Source organism: Pelistega indica (genome assembly GCF_000506865.1).
Classification (GTDB): domain Bacteria; phylum Pseudomonadota; class Gammaproteobacteria; order Burkholderiales; family Burkholderiaceae_B; genus Taylorella; species Taylorella indica.
Genome location: NZ_AYSV01000087.1, coordinates 17,322 through 42,028, shown reverse-complemented (window position 1 = coordinate 42,028; position 24,707 = coordinate 17,322). Strand labels below are relative to the sequence as shown.

The 24,707-nt window shown below is 38.3% G+C and carries 20 protein-coding genes and 5 pseudogenes; 7 read left to right on the top strand and 18 right to left on the bottom strand.

Annotation, left to right across the window (positions count from 1 at the left end):
- Nucleotides 1-42: 42 nt before the first annotated feature.
- The 3 genes and pseudogenes from acs to V757_RS22135 all read left to right on the top strand — a co-directional run bounded on the left by acs (nt 43) and on the right by V757_RS22135 (nt 4,529).
- Nucleotides 43-2,008: pseudogene (gene acs, locus V757_RS22145) on the top strand (acetate--CoA ligase).
- A gap of 497 nt (nt 2,009-2,505) precedes the next feature.
- Complete coding sequence (locus tag V757_RS22140) at nt 2,506-3,483, top strand: DUF1852 domain-containing protein (protein ID WP_023951237.1); 978 nt, start codon at nt 2,506-2,508, stop codon at nt 3,481-3,483.
- 19 nt (nt 3,484-3,502) lie between these two features.
- A pseudogene (locus tag V757_RS22135) lies at nt 3,503-4,529 on the top strand (methionine synthase).
- A 251-nt stretch (nt 4,530-4,780) separates the two neighbouring features.
- On the opposite strand, the gene aspS reads toward V757_RS22135, so the two are convergent.
- The 4 genes and pseudogenes from aspS to V757_RS22115 all read right to left on the bottom strand — a co-directional run bounded on the left by aspS (nt 4,781) and on the right by V757_RS22115 (nt 8,814).
- Entirely contained in the window at nt 4,781-6,577 is a 1,797-nt protein-coding gene (gene aspS / locus V757_RS22130) for an aspartate--tRNA ligase (protein WP_023951235.1), read from the bottom strand.
- 111 nt (nt 6,578-6,688) lie between these two features.
- Nucleotides 6,689-6,895, bottom strand: a pseudogene (locus V757_RS22125) (FmdB family zinc ribbon protein); the annotation flags it as partial.
- Between the two features lie 114 nt (nt 6,896-7,009).
- A pseudogene (locus tag V757_RS22120) lies at nt 7,010-8,300 on the bottom strand (putative Na+/H+ antiporter).
- 25 nt (nt 8,301-8,325) lie between these two features.
- A complete protein-coding gene (locus V757_RS22115; protein ID WP_023951231.1) occupies nt 8,326-8,814 on the bottom strand; it encodes a GAF domain-containing protein in 489 nt (162 codons plus the stop codon).
- A 191-nt stretch (nt 8,815-9,005) separates the two neighbouring features.
- Between V757_RS22115 and ubiA the strand changes: the two genes are divergently transcribed.
- Nucleotides 9,006-9,923, top strand: coding sequence for a 4-hydroxybenzoate octaprenyltransferase (ubiA, locus tag V757_RS22110; protein ID WP_023951229.1), 918 nt, complete (start codon nt 9,006-9,008; stop codon nt 9,921-9,923).
- 246 nt (nt 9,924-10,169) lie between these two features.
- Here ubiA and sstT read toward each other — a convergent pair whose 3' ends face one another.
- From sstT to V757_RS22070, 9 genes and pseudogenes are all read right to left on the bottom strand, one after another.
- A complete protein-coding gene (gene sstT, locus V757_RS22105; RefSeq protein WP_023951227.1) occupies nt 10,170-11,390 on the bottom strand; it encodes a serine/threonine transporter SstT in 1,221 nt (406 codons plus the stop codon).
- Nucleotides 11,391-11,494: 104 nt separating this feature from the next.
- Nucleotides 11,495-12,793 carry a TRAP transporter large permease gene (locus V757_RS22100; RefSeq protein ID WP_023951225.1) on the bottom strand — a complete coding sequence of 433 codons (1,299 nt, stop codon included), beginning with the start codon at nt 12,791-12,793 and terminating at the stop codon, nt 11,495-11,497.
- 5 nt (nt 12,794-12,798) lie between these two features.
- Nucleotides 12,799-13,307 (bottom strand): annotated as a pseudogene (locus tag V757_RS22095) (TRAP transporter small permease).
- 3 nt (nt 13,308-13,310) lie between these two features.
- Nucleotides 13,311-14,288 (bottom strand): TRAP transporter substrate-binding protein, encoded by a 978-nt coding sequence (locus tag V757_RS22090; protein WP_023951223.1) that lies wholly within the window; start codon nt 14,286-14,288, stop codon nt 13,311-13,313.
- 231 nt (nt 14,289-14,519) lie between these two features.
- Nucleotides 14,520-15,863 carry an alanine/glycine:cation symporter family protein gene (locus tag V757_RS22085; protein ID WP_023951221.1) on the bottom strand — a complete coding sequence of 448 codons (1,344 nt, stop codon included), beginning with the start codon at nt 15,861-15,863 and terminating at the stop codon, nt 14,520-14,522.
- Nucleotides 15,864-16,087: 224 nt separating this feature from the next.
- A complete protein-coding gene (locus tag V757_RS22080; RefSeq protein ID WP_023951219.1) occupies nt 16,088-17,047 on the bottom strand; it encodes an AEC family transporter in 960 nt (319 codons plus the stop codon).
- A 64-nt stretch (nt 17,048-17,111) separates the two neighbouring features.
- The gene (locus V757_RS22075; RefSeq protein ID WP_023951217.1) at nt 17,112-17,555 is read right to left on the bottom strand and encodes a hypothetical protein; all 444 of its coding nucleotides are present in this window, start codon (nt 17,553-17,555) and stop codon (nt 17,112-17,114) included.
- Nucleotides 17,556-17,665: 110 nt separating this feature from the next.
- Nucleotides 17,666-18,037 (bottom strand): MliC family protein, encoded by a 372-nt coding sequence (locus tag V757_RS0114230; protein WP_031274615.1) that lies wholly within the window; start codon nt 18,035-18,037, stop codon nt 17,666-17,668.
- A gap of 35 nt (nt 18,038-18,072) precedes the next feature.
- Nucleotides 18,073-18,465, bottom strand: coding sequence for an RNA-binding S4 domain-containing protein (locus V757_RS22070; protein WP_023951215.1), 393 nt, complete (start codon nt 18,463-18,465; stop codon nt 18,073-18,075).
- A gap of 165 nt (nt 18,466-18,630) precedes the next feature.
- Between V757_RS22070 and V757_RS22065 the strand changes: the two genes are divergently transcribed.
- Nucleotides 18,631-19,125 carry a CreA family protein gene (locus tag V757_RS22065; RefSeq protein WP_023951213.1) on the top strand — a complete coding sequence of 165 codons (495 nt, stop codon included), beginning with the start codon at nt 18,631-18,633 and terminating at the stop codon, nt 19,123-19,125.
- Entirely contained in the window at nt 19,125-19,967 is an 843-nt protein-coding gene (locus tag V757_RS22060) for a DUF3025 domain-containing protein (RefSeq protein ID WP_023951211.1), read from the top strand. The genes V757_RS22065 and V757_RS22060 overlap by 1 nt, the downstream gene beginning before the upstream one ends.
- A gap of 71 nt (nt 19,968-20,038) precedes the next feature.
- On the opposite strand, the gene V757_RS22055 is transcribed toward V757_RS22060, so the two are convergent.
- From V757_RS22055 to V757_RS22035, 5 genes are all read right to left on the bottom strand, one after another.
- Nucleotides 20,039-20,866, bottom strand: a complete 828-nt coding sequence (locus tag V757_RS22055) for a sulfite exporter TauE/SafE family protein (protein WP_023951209.1) — start codon at nt 20,864-20,866, stop codon at nt 20,039-20,041.
- Nucleotides 20,867-20,892: 26 nt separating this feature from the next.
- Nucleotides 20,893-21,660: an ABC transporter ATP-binding protein gene (locus V757_RS22050; protein ID WP_023951207.1), complete on the bottom strand. Its 768-nt coding sequence runs from the start codon at nt 21,658-21,660 to the stop codon at nt 20,893-20,895.
- Nucleotides 21,661-21,667: 7 nt separating this feature from the next.
- Complete coding sequence (locus tag V757_RS22045; RefSeq protein ID WP_023951205.1) at nt 21,668-22,402, bottom strand: ABC transporter permease; 735 nt, start codon at nt 22,400-22,402, stop codon at nt 21,668-21,670.
- Nucleotides 22,399-23,088, bottom strand: coding sequence for an ABC transporter permease (locus V757_RS22040; RefSeq protein ID WP_023951203.1), 690 nt, complete (start codon nt 23,086-23,088; stop codon nt 22,399-22,401). Before V757_RS22040 ends, V757_RS22045 begins: the two co-directional genes overlap by 4 nt.
- Nucleotides 23,089-23,178: 90 nt before the next feature.
- Nucleotides 23,179-23,964, bottom strand: coding sequence for a transporter substrate-binding domain-containing protein (locus V757_RS22035; protein ID WP_023951201.1), 786 nt, complete (start codon nt 23,962-23,964; stop codon nt 23,179-23,181).
- A 123-nt stretch (nt 23,965-24,087) separates the two neighbouring features.
- Between V757_RS22035 and V757_RS22030 the strand changes: the two genes are divergently transcribed.
- Complete coding sequence (locus V757_RS22030) at nt 24,088-24,705, top strand: GNAT family N-acetyltransferase (RefSeq protein ID WP_023951199.1); 618 nt, start codon at nt 24,088-24,090, stop codon at nt 24,703-24,705.
- Nucleotides 24,706-24,707: the final 2 nt, after the last annotated feature.

Sequence of the window (24,707 nt, the reverse complement as noted above, 5' to 3'; positions counted from 1 at the left end):
AGAAATAAAGACAATTGATTCAAGAAATTAAAGGAGTGCTTTATGTCAGCTATTGAGACTGTCTTAAAAGAGGATCGTGTTTTCCCTCCAAGCGAAGAATTTGTTAAACAGGCAAATATCAGTGGAATGGAAGCGTACAAGGCATTATGTGCAAAAGCAGAACAAGATTACGAAGGTTTTTGGCGCGACCTAGCCAATGAACATATTTCTTGGCACAAGCCTTTTACTCAAGTACTAGACGAAAGCAAAGCTCCTTTCTTTAAATGGTTCGCAGATGGCGAACTAAACATTTCTTATAACTGCATTGATCGCCACCTCAAAGATAAAGCCGATAAAACCGCTATTATTTTTGAAAAGGATGACGGCACAAGTGAAAAAATAACCTACCAACAGCTACACGATAAGGTTTGCGAATTTGCCAATGCCCTAAAAAGCTTAGATGTTCAAAAAGGGGATCGTGTAATTATCTATATGCCTATGATTACCGAGGCAGTTATCGCTATGCAAGCTTGCGCACGTATTGGCGCAATTCACTCTGTTGTATTCGGTGGTTTCTCTGCTGGCGCAGTAAAAGACCGTATTAAAGATGCGGCAGCCAAAGTTATTATTACAGCCAATGAGAGTGTTCGTGGTGGCAAGCGTACACCATTAAAAGCAACTGTAGACGAAGCTCTTGCTAATGGTGATTGTCCGTCCATTGAAAAAGTTATTGTATTCAAACGCACAGATACTGAGGTAGCATGGACCGACAATCGTGATGTATGGTGGCATGACATTATTAAAGGACAAAGTACTGTGTGCGAGCCAGAAGTAATGAATGCTGAGGATACTCTCTTTATCCTTTACACTTCTGGTTCTACAGGTAAACCCAAAGGTGTAGAGCACCATATTGGTGGTTATCTACTTGGTGCCATTCTATCTATGAATTGGGTTTTTGACTACAAACCAAGCGATGTCTATTGGTGTACTGCTGATGTGGGTTGGATTACTGGTCATACCTATATTTGTTATGGTCCTCTAGCGGTAGGAGCAACACAAATTGTATTTGAAGGTGTGCCCACTTATCCTGATGCCTCTCGTTTTTGGCAAATGATTGAAAAACACAAAGTAACCACATTCTACACAGCGCCTACCGCCATTCGTTCACTAATTAAATTAGGGGCTGACTTACCTGAAAAATTTGATTTATCTTCTCTACGGTTATTAGGCTCTGTAGGTGAGCCTATCAATCCTGAAGCATGGAATGTGGTATTACGAAAAAGTGGGAGGTTCTCGTTGCCCTATCGTAGATACATGGTGGCAAACAGAAACTGGCTCTAATATGATTGCTCCTATCCCTGGTGCATTCCCTACCAAACCAGGCTCTTGCACGTTACCATTACCGGGCATTATGGTCGATATCGTCGATGAAACGGGTAATTCTGTACCAAATGGTCAAGGAGGCTCATTGGTCATTCGCTGTGCATTCCCATCGCTATTACGCACAGTCTATAACGATGACAATCGATTTGTATCAACCTACTTCCCTGAAGAGTTTGGTCATAAACTATACTTAGCAGGTGACTCGGCAGCACGTGATGAAGATGGCTATATTCGCATCATGGGGCGTATTGACGATGTCCTTAATGTTTCAGGTCACCGCCTAGGCACAATGGAAATTGAATCTGCCCTTGTAGCTCATCCGCTAGTTGCTGAAGCCGCTGTGGTAGGCAAGCCGCATGATATAAAAGGTGAAGCTGTCGTTGCTTTTGTGATGTTAAAAGGTGATCGCCCTGTCGGTGAAGAGGCTCAAAAAATAGCGGCTGAACTAAAAGCATGGGTAGCAAAAGAAATTGGTAAAATTGCTCAACCCGATGATATTCGTTTTGGTGAAAATCTACCAAAAACTCGCTCGGGTAAAATTATGCGCCGATTATTACGTTCTTTAGCTAAAGGGGAAGAAGTGACTCAAGATACCTCTACTCTCGAAAACCCACAAGTAATGGAGCAACTTAGTCAGAGTATATAGAGATAATAAAGCACCCTCATAATACCGGTAGATTGGAACAGTCATATTCCTCTAGGTCATTCTTTATAGTTTATTGGATAGGTTTTTTTACGAAACCTATCCTTTTTATACGACTGGTTAGACATATCCATATATTCTTCATGTTGATTTAATTACCTCTGATACATAGTCAACTCATTTTCTTAAACTAACGCTACCTATATTAGCCATAGCAATGTGTAACTATTACCACTAACTGAGATAATTTCATTCTATTTTCTCATTGCTACCTTATTTTTTACCCTATACGTTTTATTTTATCCTATATGTTTTTTTTATGAATTAAATTCATATTTAATTTAAAAAATATCATTTTACTTCATAAATATAGTAGATTACACTATTTTCCTATCGCTGTAACAAGCTTATCCACATCTTCTATTTCTAATAGTGCCATAGCCCTCTTTACTGACGGCAAAACACTGTGCACTTAAAATATCGTATAAAGGAAGAACACTATGTCTAATGAATTGGTATTTAAACTCAAGCGAACGCCTTTTGATGAAAACTATGAGCCTTCTACTAATACTCGTCTAACTACAAACTTTGCTAATTTAGCTCGCGGAGAAAGCAGACAAAGCAATTTACGTAAAGCCATTGATATGATCAATAATCGCTTCAATAATCTTGCTGATTGGGATAATCCAACTGGTGATCGTTATGCAGTGGAATTAGAAATTATTTCTGTAGATGTGGATATTGAAAAGAATAATAATTATTTTCCCATCATTGAGGTACTAAAAACGACCGTAGTTGATAGCAAATATAATAAGCGCTATGAAGGTATTGTTGGTAATAGTTTTTCTTCCTATGTTCGTGACTACGATTTTAGCGTGGTGCTATTAGAACATAATAAAAACAAAAAAGAATTTTCTTTACCTGATGCTTATGGTGAATTACATGGCAAACTTTTCAAAGCATTTTTAAATTCTGATGTTTATAAAGAAAACTTTACAAAACAACCCGTGATTTGTTTAAGCGTTTCTAGTAGTAAAGTTTATAAACGAACCCAAAATCACCACCCTATTCTAGGTATTGAGTATGAACAAGATGAATATTCATTGACCGATGATTACTTTGCCAAAATGGGATTACATGTTCGCTATTTTATGCCTAAAAATAGTGTTGCTCCTCTAGCATTTTATTTCTCTGGAGACTTGTTAAATGATTATTCAAATATAGAATTAATCGCTACCATCAGTACCATGGAAAGTTTCCAAAAAATTTATCGCCCTGAGATTTATAACGCCAATACGGCAGCGGGAAAAATCTATCAACCTAGCTTAACCAATCAGGATTACTCTTCCGTACAAGTTGAGTATGACCGCGTGGAGCGCTCTCAATTAGCCATTAATCAAGGTAAATTTACCGAAACATATTTCATTAAACCCTATCAAACCATTCTGACTCAATGGGCTGCTAATTATTCACTTTAAATTTAAAAGGTTATTTGCTATGAAAAAATTATTTCCTACGTCAACAGCAGGAAGCTTACCTAAACCCTCTTGGTTAGCAGAGCCAGAAAAATTATGGTCGCCATGGAAACTGGAAGGTGATGCTCTTCTAGAGGCAAAAGAGAGATGCGTTATTAGTCGCTTTAAAAGAACAAGAAACAGCAGGTATTGACATCATTAGTGATGGAGAGCAAACACGCCAACACTTTGTTACTACCTTTATTGAACACTTAAGTGGTGTAGATTTTGAAAAACGAGAGACGGTCAGAATTCGTAATCGTTATGATGCTAGCGTTCCCACTGTCTATGATGCCGTTGCACGTGTTAAGCCTGTTTTTGTGGATGATGCCAAATTTCTTCGTCAACATACGAAACAGCCGATCAAATGGGCTTTACCAGGACCGATGACAATGATTGATACGCTTTATGATGCTCATTATAAGAGTCGTGAAAAACTAGCTTGGGAATTTGCGAAAATTCTAAATGAAGAAGCCAAGGAGTTAGAAGCAGCTGGTGTAGATATTATTCAATTTGATGAACCCGCATTTAATGTTTTCTTTGATGAAGTAAATGACTGGGGTGTCGCCACTCTTGAAAGAGCTATTGAAGGCTTAAAATGCGAAACTGCTGTACATATTTGCTATGGCTATGGCATTAAAGCAAATACGGATTGGAAAAAAACGCTTGGCTCCGAATGGCGTCAATATGAGGAATCATTCCCAAAATTACAACAATCGAAGATAGATATCATCTCTCTAGAATGTCATAACTCTCATGTTCCAATGGATTTAATTGAACTCATTCGAGGTAAGAAAGTAATGGTTGGTGCGATTGATGTAGCCACTAATACTATTGAAACCCCTGAAGAAGTGGCAAACACAATTCGAAAAGCATTGCAATTTGTTGATGCTGACAAACTGTATCCTTGTACTAACTGTGGCATGGCTCCCCTATCACGTCAGGTAGCAAGAGAAAAATTATATGCATTAAGTGCTGGTGCAGAGATTGTCCGTAAAGAATTGGCGTAAATTTTGACATGCAGGCTTTCGCCTAAACCGTAAAAATTTCTACGTGTGAAACCCTGCACGCCGAAAACACCACGTTAAAATCTCCTCTTTTTTTATTTTTGACGTGCAGGCTTTCATCACATCTAACAAAAATCATAAATTACGAGGACTACATGAAACCCTGCACGCCGAAAACTCATCTTCAAATAATTAAAGCCCACGTAAAAGTGGGCTTTAATTCATTACTCACTGAATAATCACAATTGACTGAATTATTTCACTTCGATTGGGTTACGTAAGCGAATATGTAATTCTCGTAATTGTTTTTCATCTACTGGTGATGGTGCTTGAACTAACAAGTCTTGAGCACGTTGTGTTTTAGGGAACGCAATGACATCACGGATAGAGTCTGAACCTGTCATCAATGTTACTAAACGATCTAAACCAAATGCTAAACCACCGTGTGGAGGTGCACCATATTGTAAGGCGTCCAATAGGAAACCAAATTTAGCACGAGCCTCTTCAGCATCAATGTTTAATGCACGGAATACTTTGCTTTGTACTTCTTCTCTATGGATACGCACAGAGCCACCACCAACTTCCCAACCATTTAATACCATGTCGTAAGCTTTAGCATACGCTTTTTCTGGATTAGTTTCTAATAGATCCTCATGACCATCTTTTGGACTAGTAAATGGATGATGTGCTGCGAAGTAACGACCTTCTCCCTCATCATATTCAAACATTGGGAAATCGATTACCCACAATGGTTTCCATTCTGGCGTGAATAAACCTTTTGCTTTAGCAAACTCACTTAAACCAATCTTAACGCGTAAAGCCCCCATTGAATCATTAACTACTTTAGCTTTATCAGCGCCAAAGAAAATAATGTCACCATCTTGAGCACCTGTTTTCGCTAAAATTTCTTCTAACGCAGCATCATTAATATTTTTTACGATTGGTGACTGTAAACCATCGCGGCCTTTGGCTTTTTCATTAACTTTGATATAAGCCAAGCCTTTTGCGCCATAGATAGCTACAAATTGTGTGTAGTCATCAATTTCTTTACGTGACATTTCGCCACCTTGAGGAATACGTAAAGCTACTACGCGACCACCAGCCATATTCGCTGCACTATTAAACACTTTAAACTCTACATCACGCATTAACTCAGTAAAGTCTGTGAATTCTAAATTAATACGCATATCTGGTTTATCTGAACCAAAACGCGCCATCGCTTCATCCCAAGACATGATAGGGAAAGGATTTGGTAAATCAATACCTTTTACTTCCTTGAAAATATGACGCATCATACCTTCAAAAATTTCACGAATTTGCTCTTCATTTAAGAATGAAGTTTCACAGTCAATCTGTGTAAATTCAGGCTGACGATCGGCACGCAAGTCCTCATCACGGAAGCATTTAGTAATTTGGTAATAGCGATCAAACCCCGCCACCATTAACATCTGTTTGAATAACTGAGGTGATTGTGGAAGTGCAAAAAACTGACCGTCATGTACTCGTGATGGTACAAGATAGTCACGTGCTCCTTCTGGTGTTGAACGCGTCAACATAGGTGTTTCAATATCAATAAAGCCTAAGGAATCTAGGTACTTACGCGCTTCAATAGACACTCGATAACGTAATTTCAAGTTGTTTTGCATTACAGGGCGACGCAAATCAATAATACGATGAGTTAAACGGATAGTTTCCGATAAATTATCCTCATCTAATTGGAATGGAGGCGTTACTGACGGATTCAGTACTTCTACCGTACGGCATAACACTTCAATTTGACCCGATTTAATATCATTATTAGTCGTACCTTCTGGGCGACGACGTACTAAACCAGTAATACGTAAGCAATATTCATTACGAATACTCTCAGCAATTTTAAAGGCATCTTGGTTATCTGGATCAAATACTATTTGTGCCAATCCTTCGCGATCTCTTAAGTCAACAAAAATAACACCACCATGGTCACGACGACGATGACACCAACCATATAACGTGACTGTTTGATCTAAATGTTCTAGGTTTACATCACCTGTATAACACGTACGAGTCATGAAAATACTCCGAAAATTTTTTAATATTCTGACACTAGCCTGTGCTAATGTTGTTATGCTTTAAAAGGAAATACCAATGATTATTTCCCTGACAAAATGCTATTTGTCGCCCCCATTATTGTTGCCATTAGTATTTCCACCACGGAAATCCGTCACATACCAACCAGTACCCTTTAACTGGAAGCCAGCAGCTGTCACTTGTTTAGTGAATGTTTCTTTTTGGCATTCAGGGCATTTTGTCAGTGGTGCATCAGACATTTTTTGTAAAACATCTCTGGTATAACCACAATTTGAGCAACGATAAGCGTAAATAGGCACGTTAAAAACTCTCTTTTAAAATAATACACAGTTTCTAATAATCAGAAACCTTGTAAAAATAAAAACTTAACCGCCTATTTTAACTCTTTTACAACGCTTTGTTTTATTTGTTTATTAAACTGGCAATAAAAATAAACATGCTGAAATTAGAGTCGGTCCCAACGCTGCCAAAATAAGATTTCTTGGAGAAATAGCCTCAGAAGGGAAAGATTTTCTTAAAATAGCAAAACCTGCTGGGTTTGGCGCATTCGCAATCACTGTTAAACCACCACCAGTCACGGCACCAGCTACAAGCATATAACGCCATAATTCTGTGGTCCCATCTACCAAAGAACCTAAGTAAGTCAAGGCGGCATTATCTGTTACAGCTGTTAGTGCTGTCGTCCCCCAAAATAAGGCCATAGGTGATAGGCCTGCTAATAAGTCCTGTAGCCACCATTTTTGTAAACCACCCAAAATAATTAACCCCGCCAGGAAGAAACCTACCATTAAGCCCTCTTTAATCATTAATGGATTTTGATGACGAGCATAAGCACCACAGAATCCAATAAATAACATCAAAATACCGAGAAATATAGGTGTATGATGAGCAAATACCACCACGCCAAGCAAGAATAACGCATGAATAAGCATAAAGGTAAATGGTACAGGCTCTCTTTTCTGGGTTTGTTGAGAGGCATTATTCTGCTTTTCCATGTTGTGAAAATCAGTTGTCATCATTACTTCTTGTTTACAAATAATTGTTGCGATTGCACTATTAATAAGAATAGCAATAACAGCTCGCCATCCAAAATGCTCCGCCATAAAACTACTATCCCAACCAAAGGTCTGAGCCACCATTAATACCGGAGGAGCAGCATAAGAAGTCAATACCCCCCCAATCAGAGATATTCACAAACAACACCCCAACCACTAAGTATTTATATTTAAGATTCTTACTACGTTTGAAAAAAGACTCTTTTAGCATTAAGGCAGCCAACGTCATTGCTGCTGGTTCAGTGATAAATGAGCCAGCTAAAGGAACGAGACTTAATGTAATAAAAAAAGAACTCACACCGGTATGAAATGGGACTACCTTAGCCAAAATTTTAACAATTGATTTAACTAATTCAATGATTGGTCTGCTACCTGCAATCACCATAATAACGAACACAAACAGCGGTTCAGTAAAATTACGTGAGTCCATATAATGAACAGCAGAGTCTACCCCTTGAGCAAGTGCCATAAATACAATTAGCACTGTAGCCCATACACCAAACACAGCCTCCACTTCTGACATTAAATGCCAAATACCTGAGTGTGAACCTCCTTTATGGGCTAATTTTGCAAAAACTGGCACAGAGAATGTATGAATAATTGCTAAAACAAATAACACCGTAGCAATAATTTCAATGGTATTAGACATTAAACCCTCCTTACTCTTTGCAAAATTATCTTAATGAATTCACAAACACCTCACACAGTGCTTGCATACCTTTTTTATCTTCCTCATCAAATCGATTAAGCACAGGGCTATCCACATCCCAGACGCCAATCAATTGCCCATCCTTAATCAAAGGCACCACAATTTCCGACTGTGACGCAGAATCACAAGCGATATGACCAGGAAAAGCATGGACATCTGGCACTAATTGAGTTTCTCTAGTACTCGCTGCTGCACCACACACTCCTCGACTCAAGGCGATACGTACACATGCCACCTTTCCTTGAAAAGGTCCCAAAACAAGCTCACTACCATCAAATAAATAAAAACCACTCCAATTCAAGTCAGGCAACTGATGGTAAACCAATGCACTCATATTGGCCGCATTTGCAATTAAATTATGTTCACCTTCTAGCAAATAGCGAAGTTGTTCAACTAATTGCTCATATTGTTTTTGTTTACTAAGTGTTGTATCAAATTGTTCAATTACAAACATACTTTATCCTTATTGTTCAGAGAATACTACTCGTATATCCTCTTATTTATTCTGTTGTCATAGTTTTTTATTCTAACATTGATATTTTTTTTAGATTAAATAACTTATCTTCTTCAAATAAACAAAACTAAGAATAGGTACAATAGTGCTTACTCATTGTTACTAAATAACTGTCCAACTATAAAATACACATGAACCAAACAACACCAGATTTAAGCGATATTTATCATAATGATTGGGTAGCTAACTATCTGCCAAAGTCTTGGGGGCCATATGCCCGCTTAGCGCGTCTAGATCGACCGGTGGGTACATGGTTAACTTTACTCCCATGTATTGCCGCTCTGATTCAAGCCGATCATGGAATGCCTAATTGGTGGAGACTTATTGTTTTTTCTATTGGTGCCCTATTAATGCGCAGTGCAGGCTCTACGATCAATGATATCTGGGATCGTGATTTTGATAAACACGTTGAGCGTACTCGCTTTAGACCCTTAACTAGTGGACAAATCAGTTTAAAAAAAGCCGTTATTTTTCTAATTGTCCAATTTGCTCTTTCAGCACTATTACTATTTTTTATCAACCCTTATAGCCGTTGGCTTGCCCTAGCACTCGTTCCTCTAGTTATTATCTATCCACTATGTAAACGCTTTACCTATTGGCCTCAAGCAGTCTTAGGAGCAGCATTTAACTGGGGCATGTTAATGGCATGGACAGATACCATCAACTCTCTACCCTTAGGCGCTGTACTTATGTGGTTGGGTGCGGTGACTTGGCAAATTGGTTATGACACGCTATATGCTTACACAGATATTCAAGATGATGCCAAATTAGGACTACGCTCAACTGCACGCAAGTTTGGCGATAAAGGTCTATATTGGTTAAGTGGTTTTTATGCGGCTAGTATTATCTTATGGCTAGTAGCGGGCATATTAATGCCTATGGAAATTGGCTATTATCCTGCCATTGCATTGGTCGCTATTCATCTTTATTGGCAACTCAAAAGTTTTGATTTAAATAAACCTGAAAAAAGTCATGCCTTGTTTAAGGCTAATATACATACTGGCTTACTATTAATCCTAGCGGCTATTTTAGGATGTATTCAGTTTTAGACATTTTTTTAACCTCTAATAAAAAACTAAAAGTATCACCGTCATTTAAATCAACTTTATCAGTGGTGATCTAAATTAAGTACTATAAATGAATTACTCCCCATAAGCATCCGACTTATAGGGAGTAATTTGGAAGCACCTCATTCAGCACTAAGAAAATTGGCCACTAAGCGCAAGTTAACTAGCAACTCACTGCATAAAGCCATCTTCTCTACTAAAAAAGCATAATTTACCTAGACTTATGCTCTAGCTAGAGGCACGCTCACGGATAGCCATATCCGATGCCGCTGTAAACAATACATCTGTTGATGAATTAAGCGCTGTTTCGCACGAGTCTTGAATCACACCAATCACAAAACCAACAGCCACTACTTGAGCTGCTACTTCGTTACTAATTCCGAAAAGACTGCAAGCCATTGGGATTAACAATAATGAACCACCTGGCACACCCGATGCACCGCAAGCTCCTAACGTAGCCAATACACATAATAATAAGGCTTCTATCATAGAAACTTGTATACCTGAGGTATGAGCAGCCGCCAAAGCTAACACAGCAATCGTAATAGCTGCTCCTGCCATATTGATAGTCGCCCCTAAAGGAATTGATACTGAATAAGTTTCTTCAGATAAACCAAGTTTCTTAGCCAAATTCATATTTACTGGAATATTAGCAGCAGAGCTACGTGTAAAGAAAGCCATCATGCCACTTTCTTTTAAACACATCCAAACAAGTGGGTACGGATTACGGCGGATTTTAAACCATACGATAATAGGATTTACGACTAACGCAACAATGAACATTGCGCCAACTAAGACGATTAGTAAATGAGCATAACTTACTAATCCCGACAAACCAGTAGTCGCTACAGTATGAGCTACAATACCAAAAACGCCAAAAGGAGCTAAACGAATTACCCATTGCACTACTTTAGTAATTGCTGTAGCAATATCTGCTACCACTACTTTCGTATGAGGAACAGCAATACGCAATGCAGCACCGATAAGAATAGCCCACGTTAAGATACCAATATAATTTGCCGTACTTAAGGCATTGATTGGATTATCTACGATTTTAAATACTAGCGTTTTTAATACTTCAAGAATACCACTTGGCGCACTAGATACCTGCTCCGGATTTGGCAATACCAATGTCACAGGCGAGAGAAAACTTATCACCACGGCGACTAATGAAGCCGCTAATGTCCCAATAATGTAAAGCATAATGATAGGACGCATATTGGCTGATGCACCAATATCTTGACGGGCAATGGCAGCCAACACCAAAATAAATACAAGAATCGGTGCAACCGACTTTAAAGCACCTACAAATAAGGATCCAAGGATTTCAAACTTGAGAGCCACTTCTGGCGCTACAGCCCCTAAAAATATGCCTAGAACCAAGGCAATGATGATTTGCTTAACTAAACTACCGTTTAAAAAAGCCTTAACAAACTGAGTTGAGTTCATTAAAAAACCTCCTACAAATAAACTCAGTGATTGTAACTGTTTTATTCTGTAGGAGAATGATAAATCGTTTGTTTTTACTAATTTTTGTCTATGCAGATGGCTAACTAATTAATATTCTGTGGTAACCAAAGTACTATTTGCGGGAAATAATAAATAGCAAATACCGCCACAATCATAATCAAAAACATAGGGACTGATACCTTAGCGATATAAGTAATTTCTTTTTTTGCCATTCCTGATAAAACAAATAAGTTAAACCCTACAGGAGGTGTAATTTGCGCCATCTCAATCACAAAAATTAAGAAAATACCAAACCAGATCAAATCAATGCCGGCTGCCTCAACAGTTGGTAATAATACGCCCATCGTCAATACAACCAAAGAAATTCCATCTAGGAAGCATCCCATAATAATGAAAAAGATCATTAAAACGATAACTAACCCTAGTTGTGATAAACCTAATGACGCAATCCATTGAGCTAAGGCATTAGGTAATCCAATATACCCCATTGCTAAGGTCAGAAACTGTGCACCACAAAGAATCAAAGAAATCATACAAAACATTCGTGTAGCCCCCATCAAGGACTCCATAAACACTTTGCGACTCATATCACCTTGTAATGTAGCAATCAAAAGCGCACCAACAACGCCAACAGCCGCCGCCTCTGTGGCAGTAGCAATTCCCGTATAAATAGATCCTAGCACGGCTAAAATGAGCACTACCACAGGGATTAAACTACCTGATGCTTTAATTTTCTCGAAAAAACTTAACTTAATACTTGCCTTAGGATTTTGGTCAGGATGACGTAAGCCCCAGATAAAAATATAGCTCATAAACAAGAGAGCTAATAATATTCCTGGAAATACCCCTGCCATAAATAATTTAGAAATAGACACATTGGCCGATACGCCATACACAATCATAATGATTGACGGAGGAATTAATAAGCCCAATGTCCCTGCGCCTGCTAAGGTACCCAAAATCATTTTATCTGGATAACCTCTTTGACGTAGTTCAGGAATTGTCATCTTACCAATAGTGGCACAAGTTGCTGCTGATGACCCAGAAACAGCAGCAAAAATAGCACAACCTACAATGTTGGTATGTAACAGACGGCCCGGAATAGCATCCAACCAAGGAGATACACCTTTGAACAAATCACTAGACAATCTGGTGCGAAACAGAATCTCTCCCATCCATAAGAACAAAGGCAATGCCGTTAACGTCCAGCTAGATGATGCCCCCCAAATAGAAATAGCCATAGCATCACCAGCTGGTCTAGCAGAAAAAAACTCCATCACTATCCAAGCACTGCCCGATAACGCCAAACCAACCCATACTCCACTAGCTAAAAAGCCTAATATAGAGACTAATAAAACTAGAATTACAAAACTTTCAGTCATTGTGATTAGTGAGAGGATACCGCATGTAGTGGATCCAAATCACCCTTGTTAAATAAGGTAAGAACAAACTCTTCAATAAGTGCTATAGCAAATATTACACATCCAATTGCCATACCTAATTGAGGTATCCATAGAGGGGTAGCATCTTCTTCTACAGATAAGTCATTAAACTGATAAGATTGCACCACTAAATTGACGCTAAAGTAAGCAATGCAAATAGCAAGTAAAGTAGCAATCAATAGCGAAATTAAATTTAAACTATTTCGCCATTTTGGAGATACCGCATTTAATAGCAAAGTCACTCTAATATGCTCATTATGTCGGAACGTATAAGCTAACGAAAGGAACCCTGCTGCTGCCATTGAATAACCTGAATAGGCATTTAGCCTGACAAATGCCAATCGATCTGGCGACCAATAACCAGTAATAACACACAGACTAAAATACCAACCATAAATAATGCAGCTGCATACGCAGCCGCATTATATAAACCATTCAAAAACTTCCTTAACATGGCTTATTTTTGTTGATATGTCTCGAGTAATTTTTTGCCATCATCGCCGGCACGTTTTACCCAATCATCAAGCATAACTTTAGTTGTTTCTACAAATTCCTTTTGTAAGGCTTCTGATGGTTGTATGATTTTCAAACCAGCTTTAGTTAGCTCAGACTTAAAGAAATCTGTTTTTTCACGAGATAGCGCCCAGCCATCTTTCTCAGCTTGAGCTCCCGCCTCTAGCAATGCTTTTTGCTGAGCTGGATTTAACTGATCAAAGGCTTTTTTATTCACAATCACAGCATTTTTAGGTAACCATGCTTCATTGTCATAGAAGTACTTGATATATTCATTAATTTTAATATCATAGCCTGTTGCACTGGATGTCATTAATGAGTTTACGACACCTGTTGCTAATGCTTGAGTCAATTCGGCTTGCTGGATAGTCACTGGCTGCGCACCCACTAACTGAGCGATCTTAGCAGTTACAGGGCTATACGCACGCCATTTAAGACCTTTTAGATCAGCGACAGAGTTAAGCTCTTTGTTCACAAAGATACCTTGTGGTGGCCAAGCTACTGTATACAATAATTTCATACCTTGAGATTCTAATTTTTTCTCAAGGAATGGTTTTTGTGCTTGATATAGTTTCCACGCAGCATCATACCCAGATGCAACAAATGGCACACCATCTAATTCAAAAATAGCATCCTCATTAGCAAAGTTAGTCAAAATAATTTCACCAATTTGTGCTTGATTACCTTGGACAGCACGCTTAATTTCTGGCGCTTTGAACAAAGAAGCATTAGGATGCAGCGTAATTGTTAGCTCGTTATTACTTAATTTAGCTACATTGTCGGCAAATGCTTTTAAGTTTTGAGTATGAAAATTACTTTCTGGATAAGCTGACGGCAAATCCCATTTTGTACTAGCAAGCGCTTGTGTACTAGCCATAACCGTCATCAGTAAACTAGAAATAAGTAATGATTTTTTAAACATAATGAAAAACCTTCATCAAACTAACAATAAAAAAACTTACAACAATGGTTATTTAATCATTTTCTGCATTGCAATAATACTAGGGCTTTTGCTGATATATCTATTTATCTATTGCGTTAACTTTTGAATGATTAATAGCCTTTAAAAATAGACCCGACCAAGCATATAGATATACTTAATCGGGTTAACCTAGTTATTTTCTAGAAATCTAGAAAGACATGAGTTTAAGGCTTATGGAAGCTCACCAGATTTACGTTTTTCAATAAAATCTTTGGTTTCTTTAACCACAACACCAGATAACAACACTAAACCGATTAAGTTAGGAATAGCCATTAATCCATTGAAAGTATCCGCTAAGTTCCATACTAAATCCAAGCTAAGTACTGTACCTGCCATTACCGACGCCACATAAATAATACGATAAATAGGCACAAAACCCTCACCGAATACGTAAGAAGCACATTTCTCGCCATAGTAACACCAACCTAAAATAGTTGAGTAAGCAAAGAAAATAAGACCAAAGGTCACAATTGCTCCACCTATACCAGGTAACATTTTATTGAAAGTTAATACTGTTAAGGCAGCACCTTTATCACCACCAGCATAAAGATCGCCCATCACTAAAACAATACCAGTAATACTACATACCACGATAGTATCAAGGAATGTACCAGTCATTGAAATTAACGCTTGACGGCCAGGGTGGTCAGTTTTTGCTGCCGCTGCTGCAATTGGCGCAGAACCCATACCGGCCTCATTAGAGAAGACTCCACGAGCGACACCATAGCGAATAGCTACCCCAATACCACCACCGATAAGCGCATCACCAGAGAATGCTGTACTGAAAATTTTACTAATAGCTGGACCAACTAAATCAATATTAGCAAAAATAATAATCAACCCACCAATTACATAAACGATTGCCATAATTGGCACAATGAATGAAGCTGCCCGAGCAATACTTTTGATACCACCCAAAATTACAATAGCCGTAAACACTGTTAGAACGACACCTGTAATCCATGGATCAATTCCAAGGCTTGTACGTACTGAATCAGCCACAGAGTTTGACTGTACTGAGCTACCAATACCAAAAGAAGCAATCGTCCCTAAGAAGGCGAAAATAAGACCTAACCATTTCATGTTACAACCTTTCTCAAGGTAGTACATTGGGCCACCATTCATTTCACCTTTGGCATTTACCACACGATATTTCACCGCTAGAATCGCTTCGGCGTATTTTGTTGCCATACCAAAAATAGCCGTAATCCACATCCAGAATACTGCACCCGCTCCACCTACCACAACAGCAGTGGCTACACCTGCAATATTACCAGTACCAATCGTGGCTGATAACGCAGTCATAAGTGCACCAAATTGAGAAACATCCCCTTCATGCTCATGACTGTTCGGGTGTCTGCTAAAAGCTTGTTTTAATGCAAACGGCAACATTCTAAATTGTAAAAATGCCAGACGGATAGATAATAAAACACCCGTTCCAACGAGGAAAAACAGCATATATGGCCCCCATACAATACCGTTTATCACATTGATAAAGTTGTTAAAAGCTTCCATGGTTACTCCAATAGAATTGATTGTAAAAACTCATAGATTAAAGGCCTCTCAATAGCCAATCCTTATCGTGATTATACAAACTATTTCTTTTTTGAAAAGCATTGAAACAACTAAAAAATACCCTAATCCCCCCAAAACTAGGGTAATACCTAATAAAAACCAGGACTTTTTGCACAAATTTTCCACAGAAATGCACTTTTTTGAAGCAATATTGCTTCTCAAGCTTACATCCAACCCATCATACGTAAAGCAACGACTCCAAGGGCTGCAACCGGCATAGCACCTACGGTTGTAATACCGATAATATTTGCCGCTGCCACATCATTTGCGCCCATTGCCTTAGCCATGACATAACTCGCCGCCGCCACAGGTGTTGCTGTCATAAGAAAGATTACGCCCATGGATACGCCTTCTAAACCAAAGAAAAACGCTACTAACACTGTTACCAAAGGTGCAAACAACAATCGCCCTATGCTTGCCCATAGTGCTATGTCAACCATTTTAAACATACTTCTAACATCTAATGTGGCACCTGCACAGATTAATGCGAGTGGTAACGCTAATCGCGATAAATAACTTCCTGTTTCCTCTAATAAAGGAGATATCGGTATCGGTATGGTTTTACATAACAATGCAGCCAAAATCGCTAGAATTAATGGATTTTTCAAAATTTGCTTCATCACAAAACTAGCACTAAGCCGTTGATTATTTCCGTCAGAACGACTTAATGTTAAGACAGCTAACACATTGAATAACAACGTCATCGCCCCGCCAAAAATTGCACCTATAGCCACCCCTTGGGCACCATAAGCACTAGACACAAATGCTAGCCCCATAATCATGGTATTGCTACGAAATACACCCTGGACAAATACGCCTCTATCTTTTGGATTAGCCACATAACGTCTTGCAAAAAATTCTGCTCCAATAAACAAAATCAAGCTCGCCACTATCCCCGAAAAAATTAAATTCAATTGTTCTAAAAAAGGAGAATGGTTGCTATAAATGCTAAAAAATAATAAGGCAGGCATTGAATAGCGAAAGACTATTTTAGATGCTTGATCACAAAACTTTGCATCTACTTGATGGCTCTTGTTTACATACCAACCAAGGAACAATAACAACATGCTTGGTAAAGTAACGGATAAACCAAACACTAACGCATCAAGAAAGTCGGAGAACATAGGTACCACACATACAATATTATTGTTAATCGTTAAGCATCAATGATGCCTTATAAATACATCATTATTCTGCATCATTAAATAATTTAGGCACTACTCTTTGAGTATGTGGTACCGATAAGAAATACATCCATTGATAACTCCCAAATAGAGCTAGTAGCGCTACTAGTAATGTATTTCCTGTAAATTCTACGGTAAATAATGCCCACAATACCATCACTATCATCGTGATAACACTAAATAGTACTATTGCCTTCTTAGACATCCCCTTATCAAGTAGAAACACACTAATAATACCCAATACTAGTGCAGGAATACCGTACATTACTATTCCATGCATAATGGTCAGCATCCATGTTTGAAAGGCTAAACCTATTTTTAAGTCTCCCCCCATATGCGTGAAAAGATGATAAATAAAGAAAAAGGCTCCTACAATAAAGCCTAAGAGAGCTGGTAATACAGTAAATAGTAGTACCGTTAATGGGTAAGAAAAACGTAATTCACGCATAAAAACCTTCAAGACATAAAAAAGCCAACTTTAAAAATTGTAATCTTTAAAGTTGGCGTTTGTCTATTCTTAGTTTCTAAGAATAAATCATCTATATCGTACTGATATAACTAGTTAGCGATTGTACAATCCTCATAAATCGCCTTACCATCTGCTTCTAACGTTGCAGATTTACCTTTTGTGAGTAATTGATAAGTATAGTTTTTATCCATAGATTTATAGTTTGCACCAGATGCCATTGGGAAAATTTCTAAGGGAATAATTTCATCAGATTGAGTGATCATGGCATAAGAGCTTTTTGCTGTATTGATATATACAACATCCAGATTTTTATTGCCTTTGCAAGTATAAATAATTTTTTGCACTTCATCATTAGTCTTTGCGACTTTCTTAGCCTTTCCAGTCGCCGCCATAGCTGAACCACTTGCTACCATAGCAATACCCACCATAGTTGCTACTAAAATTTGCTTAGATTTCATCATTTAATTTACTCCTTCTATAAATATAAATTTTTAGCTTAAAACATGTTGCGCCAGTTTTCTAATTGGCGTCTGTCTCGTTTTGTCGGGCGACCATGTGTATAACTTTCAGCTGGCTCACTCGCAAAACGTTTGCGTTCTTTCTCCATCTCCCTTTTCATGACACTATCTGGTGTTTCTTCATATAGAAGCTGTGCCACTGGAGCTGGCCCTCTAACTGAACTTAATGCGTTGACAATAACCTCTTTTTCACAATTGCCTTGCTTTATACTTATCTTGTCACCTACCTTGACCTCTCGAGCAGGCTTACAAGCTTGCCCATTAACCAATACTCTGGTTTTTAATATTTCATCTACGGCTAAGGACCTAGTCTTATAAAACCGTGCAGCCCATAGCCATTTATCAATTCGTAATTTATCTAACGTACTCATTCAGCGCTACTATACAGGATTTTTTGAAGATTAATGCAATTTTAATCGGTATATATATTACGGCTAATTTCAAGCAATCAACAGTCTCAAAATGTTAATTTTCGCTAGGTTTTGCTAAAATAATTGGAGATTATATAGGGTAAAAAACCTAAAAGGACTTTTACTATGAAAAAAATACTATTGTCATTACTATGCTTTATCAGTGGTGGATTTATACAAACTGTTCATGCTGAAGAAGTTGGCTGTATCAGCACAACATGGCGAGTTGTTAATAACGATAAGGTCTGTATCAAATCATTCAAAGATCCAGATATTGACGGTGTTATTTGTCATCTTTCTCACGCTAAAACGGGTGGTGTATCAGGTGCCTTAGGCGTTGCAGAAAACCCTTCTCGTTTTTCAATCTCTTGTGCGCAAGTTGGTCCATTAAAAGCGTCTAAAGGAATACCACCCATTAAAGAAAAAATATTCACGCAACGTATGAGCCTCTTGTTTAAGGATTTAAATGTAACACGAGTTGCTGATCCAGCAAATAATGCGTTAGTTTACTTAGTTATCAGTGAAAAAATCATTGACGGCTCACCTTATAACAGTATTTCTACAGTACCTTTAATGCCTTGGGGAAACCAACCACCAATGGTGGAGTTTAATCGCAAATAATGCCTTTATCTTCATTAAAAAACATCCAATTAAAGGATGCTTACTGGCAAGGGTGGGAGTCTTTTTTGCATACTATTCCTACCCTTGTTTCAAGTGAAGGAGCTGTCGCTAATTACTTAAATACTATTCGTCCAGCACACTTTTCTAATAGTCATAGCTTTGTGCCTCAAGCCTGTTTACCAACGGATATAAGTTACGAATCCTTTATCTATCAATACCATCAAATTCCAACAAGAGATGGTTTACATGATTTTTTTAATGCTCTATGCTGGTTTCATTTTCCAAAAACCAAAGCCCATTTTAACTACTTACATCAGCAACAAATTGAGCATTTAGGGACTCGTGTTCGGGGCGCTGTACGCGATACACTTACCGTGTTTGATGAAAATGGTTTTTTAATTCAATGCCCTGATGAACTCTGGACTGCACTCAAAGCGAAAGAATGGCAAAAAGCCTTTTGTGAATTACGCCCGTTGTGGGCTGAAACCAAAGTAATGGTTTTTGGTCATGCTCTATTAGAAAAGCTCGTTACCCCTTATAAAAGCATAACTGCACACGCGATACGCATTCCCTCTACAATTGCTCAACAGACATCTTCGGAAAATATAGCGCTTTCAACCATCACTCAAGGATACTCACCCAAACGTTTCACACTTGCAGACATTAAACAAATTGATAAGTATTTAACCTCATTTTTACAACCAGAAACCTTATCTGAAAAGCCCTATATTCCTATTCAAATTTTTGGTATTCCTAATTGGATGGAGAGCCAAGATGAGTACTTCTATGCAGACTCTACGGTTTTTAGGCATCCTAAGCATCAGCCAAATAAAAAAGGCTAGAGAAGTAGTCACTAGCCTAAGATCGTTCACAAGCCTTTTTTTTAATTTTGCGTGGCAAGCTATTCACTCAATTAATTTAATAGTCCAAATTCAACTAAGGCTTTGTGCATCATAAGAATTGAAATCAAAAACAACAAGCAAGCAAAAATTTTCTTGAGTTTATCGACAGGAAGAATATGAGCATATTTGGCACCCATCGGAGCAAATAGAATACTCATCAGTATAAGCACCAATAAACCAGGCCAATAAATATAGCCAAATAAATGACCATGAATACCCAGTGTTTGAATGCCTCCAATAATATATCCAATACTATTGGCAACAGCAATCGGAAAACCTATTGCTGCTGATGTAGACACCGCCTTTTTAAGCGGTACATTTGACCATACCATAAAAGGCACAGATAAGAAACCTCCGCCAGCCCCCACCAATCCAGAAATCAGGCCAATGATGATACCAACCGATGTCATTCCAATCATGCCAGGCAACTGACGTGAGGGTTTAGGCTTCTTGTTCCGTAGCATATTAAACCCAGAGTAAAACACAAACAAGGAAAACACAAAAGATAACCAAGCTGTATTTAACCACTGAAAAATCACTGATCCTGACAATAAGCCACCTATAAGAATACCTGGCGTAATTTGTAGTACGATAGACCAAATTACACCACCTCGCTTATGGTGAGCACGCATACTAGAGAGTGACGTAAAAACGATTGTCCCCATCGCTGTAGCAATCGCAATATGTACAATATACTCTGGAGGAACAAGATGGTAGAGAGAAAAAATGGCCGTAAGAAAAGGCACAATAATCATCCCCCCTCCTACACCTAATAGTCCAGCAAAAAAACCGCTAAAACAACCTAAGAGTAGAAAGAGAGCGACTGTAGTGATGGTCATAAAACAACCTTAACCATGAATAATTATTACTTAAGATTACCTGACAAAAACTGTTGAAGACGTTGGCTCTTCGTATGATTAAACACTTCATCAGGAGTGCCTTGTTCTTCTACACAGCCTTTGTGCAAGAACATCACTTGTGTAGCAATATTACGCGCAAAACCCATTTCGTGAGTCACTACAATCATGGTACGCCCTTCTTCAGCAAGCTTTTGCATTACTTTTAATACCTCACCCACCAACTCTGGGTCTAACGCTGAAGTAGGTTCATCAAAAAGCATTACTTCTGGCTCCATCGCTAAAGCTCTGGCAATTGCTACACGCTGTTGTTGACCACCAGACATCTGCGAAGGGTATTGATTTTCAACTGTTTCTGGTAAACCTACTTTTTGCAAGTAATGGCGAGCACGCTTTAGTGCTTCATCTTTACTCAAACCAAGTACATGAATAGGTGCTTCAATAATATTCTCTAGCGCTGTCATATGCGCCCAAAGATTAAAATGTTGAAATACCATTGCCAATTTCGTACGGAATGATTGAAGCTTTTTCTCATCACTCACTCGTGTACGACCACGTTTATCTTTTTCTAACGCAATAGTTTCACCTAATACAGTAATTGAACCACTGTCTGGGAACTCTAAAAAATTAATACAGCGTAAGAACGTACTTTTTCCTGAGCCACTAGAACCAATAATGGCAATAACATCACCAGCCTTTGCTTGTAAGGATACACCTTTCAATACTTCATTCTGACCGTATGATTTATGAATATCTTTCACATCGAGCTTAAACATAATCTTCCTATTTCTTTTCGTAAGCCAAGAACGCTAATGCACGGCGCTCAACCATACGGAACAACGCCACAATACTAAACGATACCACCATATAAATTAACGCCGCTGTCCCATATGAAGCAAATGTTAAATATGTTGCTGAATTGGCATCACGCGCCACTTTTAAAATATCTGGTACCGTTGCGGTAAATGCCAATGAAGTCGAATGCAACATTAAAATGACTTCATTACTATAAGCTGGTAAAGAACGGCGCAAAGCTGATGGCAAAATAATCCGTCGATATATTTTAGCCTTTGACATTCCATACGCATACGCTGCCTCTACTTCACCATGTGGCATTGATTTAATAAAACCTGCAAAAATCTCAATTGTATAAGCCAAAGTATTCAGCATTAGTGCAAGCACAACGCAATTATACCCACTCATAAAGAAAGAATTTAGCGTATCATTATTTTTAATAAAATCTAGACTTATTAGACCACTATAAATAAGCAAAAGTTGTACATATAGTGGCGTGCCACGAAATATATAAGTAAATAACCATACTGGACCACTAATCCAGCGATTCTTAGATACTCGTGCAATAGCTAGTGGTAGGGCAAGAATAAATCCTATTAATAACGATAGCACTAAAATCCAAAGAGTCACTGCTAGACCAGAAAACTCTGTGCCATCCCAAAAAATAAACGGTTTCCAATATTCATTCAGAATGCTGAGAAAATTATCAAACGCTTCAATCATATATTAGCCTCACGTACACCTACTGAGTATTTCTTCTCCAACCACCATAAAATCACATTCGATATGGTTGTGAGGGCTAAATAAACCATCCCTGCGATTAAGATAAAAAAGAACATTCTGCCTGATGCCCTACCTGCTGATTGCGTAATTTGAACCAAATCACTTAAGCCAATAATAGAGACAAGAGCCGTCGCCTTTAGAACCACTAACCAATTATTACCGATACCAGGCAATGCATATCGCATCATTTGTGGAAACAAAATGCGACTAAATATACGCTTTGGCGTAAATCCGTAAGCCTTACCAGCTTCTAACTGACCTTTTGGTACCGCCAAAAACGCACCACGGAAAGTTTCAGCAAAATAAGCACCATAAATAAAACCAATCGTTAATACACCAGTAATAAACGGATCTAAATCAAACTGTGCCAAACCAAGACAGTCCGTAATGCTATTTAGCAATTGTTGAATGCCAAAAAAAATCAATAACATCAAGACTAGGTCTGGAATACTACGAATTAAAGTCGTATAAGCTTGAGCCCATAAGTAGAAAAAACGGTTACCAAATAATTTACCCAATGCACCTAATAGGCCAAGAATAAAAGCAACCAACAATGAACACAAAGCTAGTTTAATGGTCTCCCACGTTCCCATTAACACTTGCTCGCCGTAACCATCTAAGAACATAAAGTCCCCTTTTTTACAACATTAAGGGTATAAAAAATAATGAGTACACTTACGTATGGAGCGTAAATGCACTCACTCTTAACAAAAAAATTATTTTTTATCAAGCAAATTCAACTCACCTTCTTGGAAGTATTTGCTAGCAATTTTTGCTAATGTGCCATCTTCACGAATTGCCTTAATAGCACCGTCTACAGCCTCTTTTAGTTTCGTATCTTGTTTACGAAGACCCATTCCGATTTCATTTGCTAATAATGGATCAACTAAAGGTTCACCGACAAATTCCCAGTCTTTACCTTCAGGTTTACTTAAGAAGCCAGCTACGCCATTTGGTTTTTCTAAAATAGCCACATCAATACGACCTGCGTTCAAATCCACAAATGTTTGATCTTGCTCTAGATAAGAAACCACCTTGATTCCAGCCTTACCCCAAACTTTTTTAGCATAAGCCTCTTGTGCACTTCCTTGTAAAGCACCTACTTTTTTGCCTTTTAAAGAATCAACTGTTGGTAAAATACCACTACCCTTCTTAGCCAATAATTGTGTAGGAATAGCATAAACATTATCTGTGAACAGAATTACCTTCTCACGTGCTTCATTGTGTGTCAAGCTAGCATGAATAATATCGAATTTTCGAGCTTGCAAGCCTGCAATTAATGAGTCAAATGGTTGCTCTACCCATACACATTTGGCATTTAATTTCTCACAAATCGCATTACCTACATCAATATCGAAACCAACTAATTCACCTTTTTCGTTACGATATTCAAAAGGGGCATAAGCAGATTCTGTACCAAATTTAATTTCAGTTAAATTTTGCGCGCTTGTCGTACCAACAACACCAATGGCTAAACTTAAAGCTAAAAGTAGAGATCGCATGGATTGTCTCCTCCGTTTAAAGTAATCAAAATTAATAAAATACACTGAATTATATAGCGAATGCTCAAAAGAGCAATTAGCATAAACTATAATTGAGATATTTTTTTAGTATAAGTTATTATCATGACAACAGTCGAACCATTTTTTATGCCCCTTCATCCTGTCCAATTAGAAGGAAATGGTCTAGTCTTACTACCTACTACTTTAGGTCATGTACCCAGTTTAGCTCTGGCGGCTAGTGATGGAGAACTATGGACTCCCGTGTATTCTTCAGTCCCTACACCTGACGAAATGGAACTCTATGTGACAAATGCTCTCGAGCAACAAGCAAAGGGTGAATGTCTCATTTTCACCGTCACACATGCAAAAACCAAAGCCATCATCGGTACTACTCGCTACTACAACATCATCCCAGAATGCGCTCGTTTAGAGATTGGCTATACATGGTATGCTCAATCCCATCAACGTACCTTTGTCAATACGGCATGTAAATACCTCATGCTTTTTTATGCTTTCGAAAGTTTAAAAGCTAATATGGTTGGTTGGCGTGCAGACAACCTGAATGAGCCCTCATTGGCAGCCATTGAGCGCATTGGAGCTAAAAGAGATGGGGTAATTCGCGGTGATAAACTCAGAAGAAATGGTACCGTTCGTGATTCAGTGATATTTAGTATGGCACGTAAAGAATGGCCTGAACATAAACAACGTTTACTCTCTAAAATCCAAAATACGCCTACCTAATA

Bases quoted from the DNA above. Each gene is read 5' to 3' on its own strand.
- V757_RS22140 (WP_023951237.1), top strand. From the start codon at position 2,506: ATGTCTAATGAATTGGTATTTAAACTCAAGCGAACGCCTTTTGATGAA.
- aspS (WP_023951235.1), bottom strand. From the start codon at position 6,577: ATGACTCGTACGTGTTATACAGGTGATGTAAACCTAGAACATTTAGAT.
- V757_RS22115 (WP_023951231.1), bottom strand. From the start codon at position 8,814: ATGTTTGTAATTGAACAATTTGATACAACACTTAGTAAACAAAAACAA.
- ubiA (WP_023951229.1), top strand. From the start codon at position 9,006: ATGAACCAAACAACACCAGATTTAAGCGATATTTATCATAATGATTGG.
- sstT (WP_023951227.1), bottom strand. From the start codon at position 11,390: ATGAACTCAACTCAGTTTGTTAAGGCTTTTTTAAACGGTAGTTTAGTT.
- V757_RS22100 (WP_023951225.1), bottom strand. From the start codon at position 12,793: ATGACTGAAAGTTTTGTAATTCTAGTTTTATTAGTCTCTATATTAGGC.
- V757_RS22090 (WP_023951223.1), bottom strand. From the start codon at position 14,288: ATGTTTAAAAAATCATTACTTATTTCTAGTTTACTGATGACGGTTATG.
- V757_RS22085 (WP_023951221.1), bottom strand. From the start codon at position 15,863: ATGGAAGCTTTTAACAACTTTATCAATGTGATAAACGGTATTGTATGG.
- V757_RS22080 (WP_023951219.1), bottom strand. From the start codon at position 17,047: ATGTTCTCCGACTTTCTTGATGCGTTAGTGTTTGGTTTATCCGTTACT.
- V757_RS22075 (WP_023951217.1), bottom strand. From the start codon at position 17,555: ATGCGTGAATTACGTTTTTCTTACCCATTAACGGTACTACTATTTACT.
- V757_RS0114230 (WP_031274615.1), bottom strand. From the start codon at position 18,037: ATGATGAAATCTAAGCAAATTTTAGTAGCAACTATGGTGGGTATTGCT.
- V757_RS22070 (WP_023951215.1), bottom strand. From the start codon at position 18,465: ATGAGTACGTTAGATAAATTACGAATTGATAAATGGCTATGGGCTGCA.
- V757_RS22065 (WP_023951213.1), top strand. From the start codon at position 18,631: ATGAAAAAAATACTATTGTCATTACTATGCTTTATCAGTGGTGGATTT.
- V757_RS22060 (WP_023951211.1), top strand. From the start codon at position 19,125: ATGCCTTTATCTTCATTAAAAAACATCCAATTAAAGGATGCTTACTGG.
- V757_RS22055 (WP_023951209.1), bottom strand. From the start codon at position 20,866: ATGACCATCACTACAGTCGCTCTCTTTCTACTCTTAGGTTGTTTTAGC.
- V757_RS22050 (WP_023951207.1), bottom strand. From the start codon at position 21,660: ATGTTTAAGCTCGATGTGAAAGATATTCATAAATCATACGGTCAGAAT.
- V757_RS22045 (WP_023951205.1), bottom strand. From the start codon at position 22,402: ATGATTGAAGCGTTTGATAATTTTCTCAGCATTCTGAATGAATATTGG.
- V757_RS22040 (WP_023951203.1), bottom strand. From the start codon at position 23,088: ATGTTCTTAGATGGTTACGGCGAGCAAGTGTTAATGGGAACGTGGGAG.
- V757_RS22035 (WP_023951201.1), bottom strand. From the start codon at position 23,964: ATGCGATCTCTACTTTTAGCTTTAAGTTTAGCCATTGGTGTTGTTGGT.
- V757_RS22030 (WP_023951199.1), top strand. From the start codon at position 24,088: ATGACAACAGTCGAACCATTTTTTATGCCCCTTCATCCTGTCCAATTA.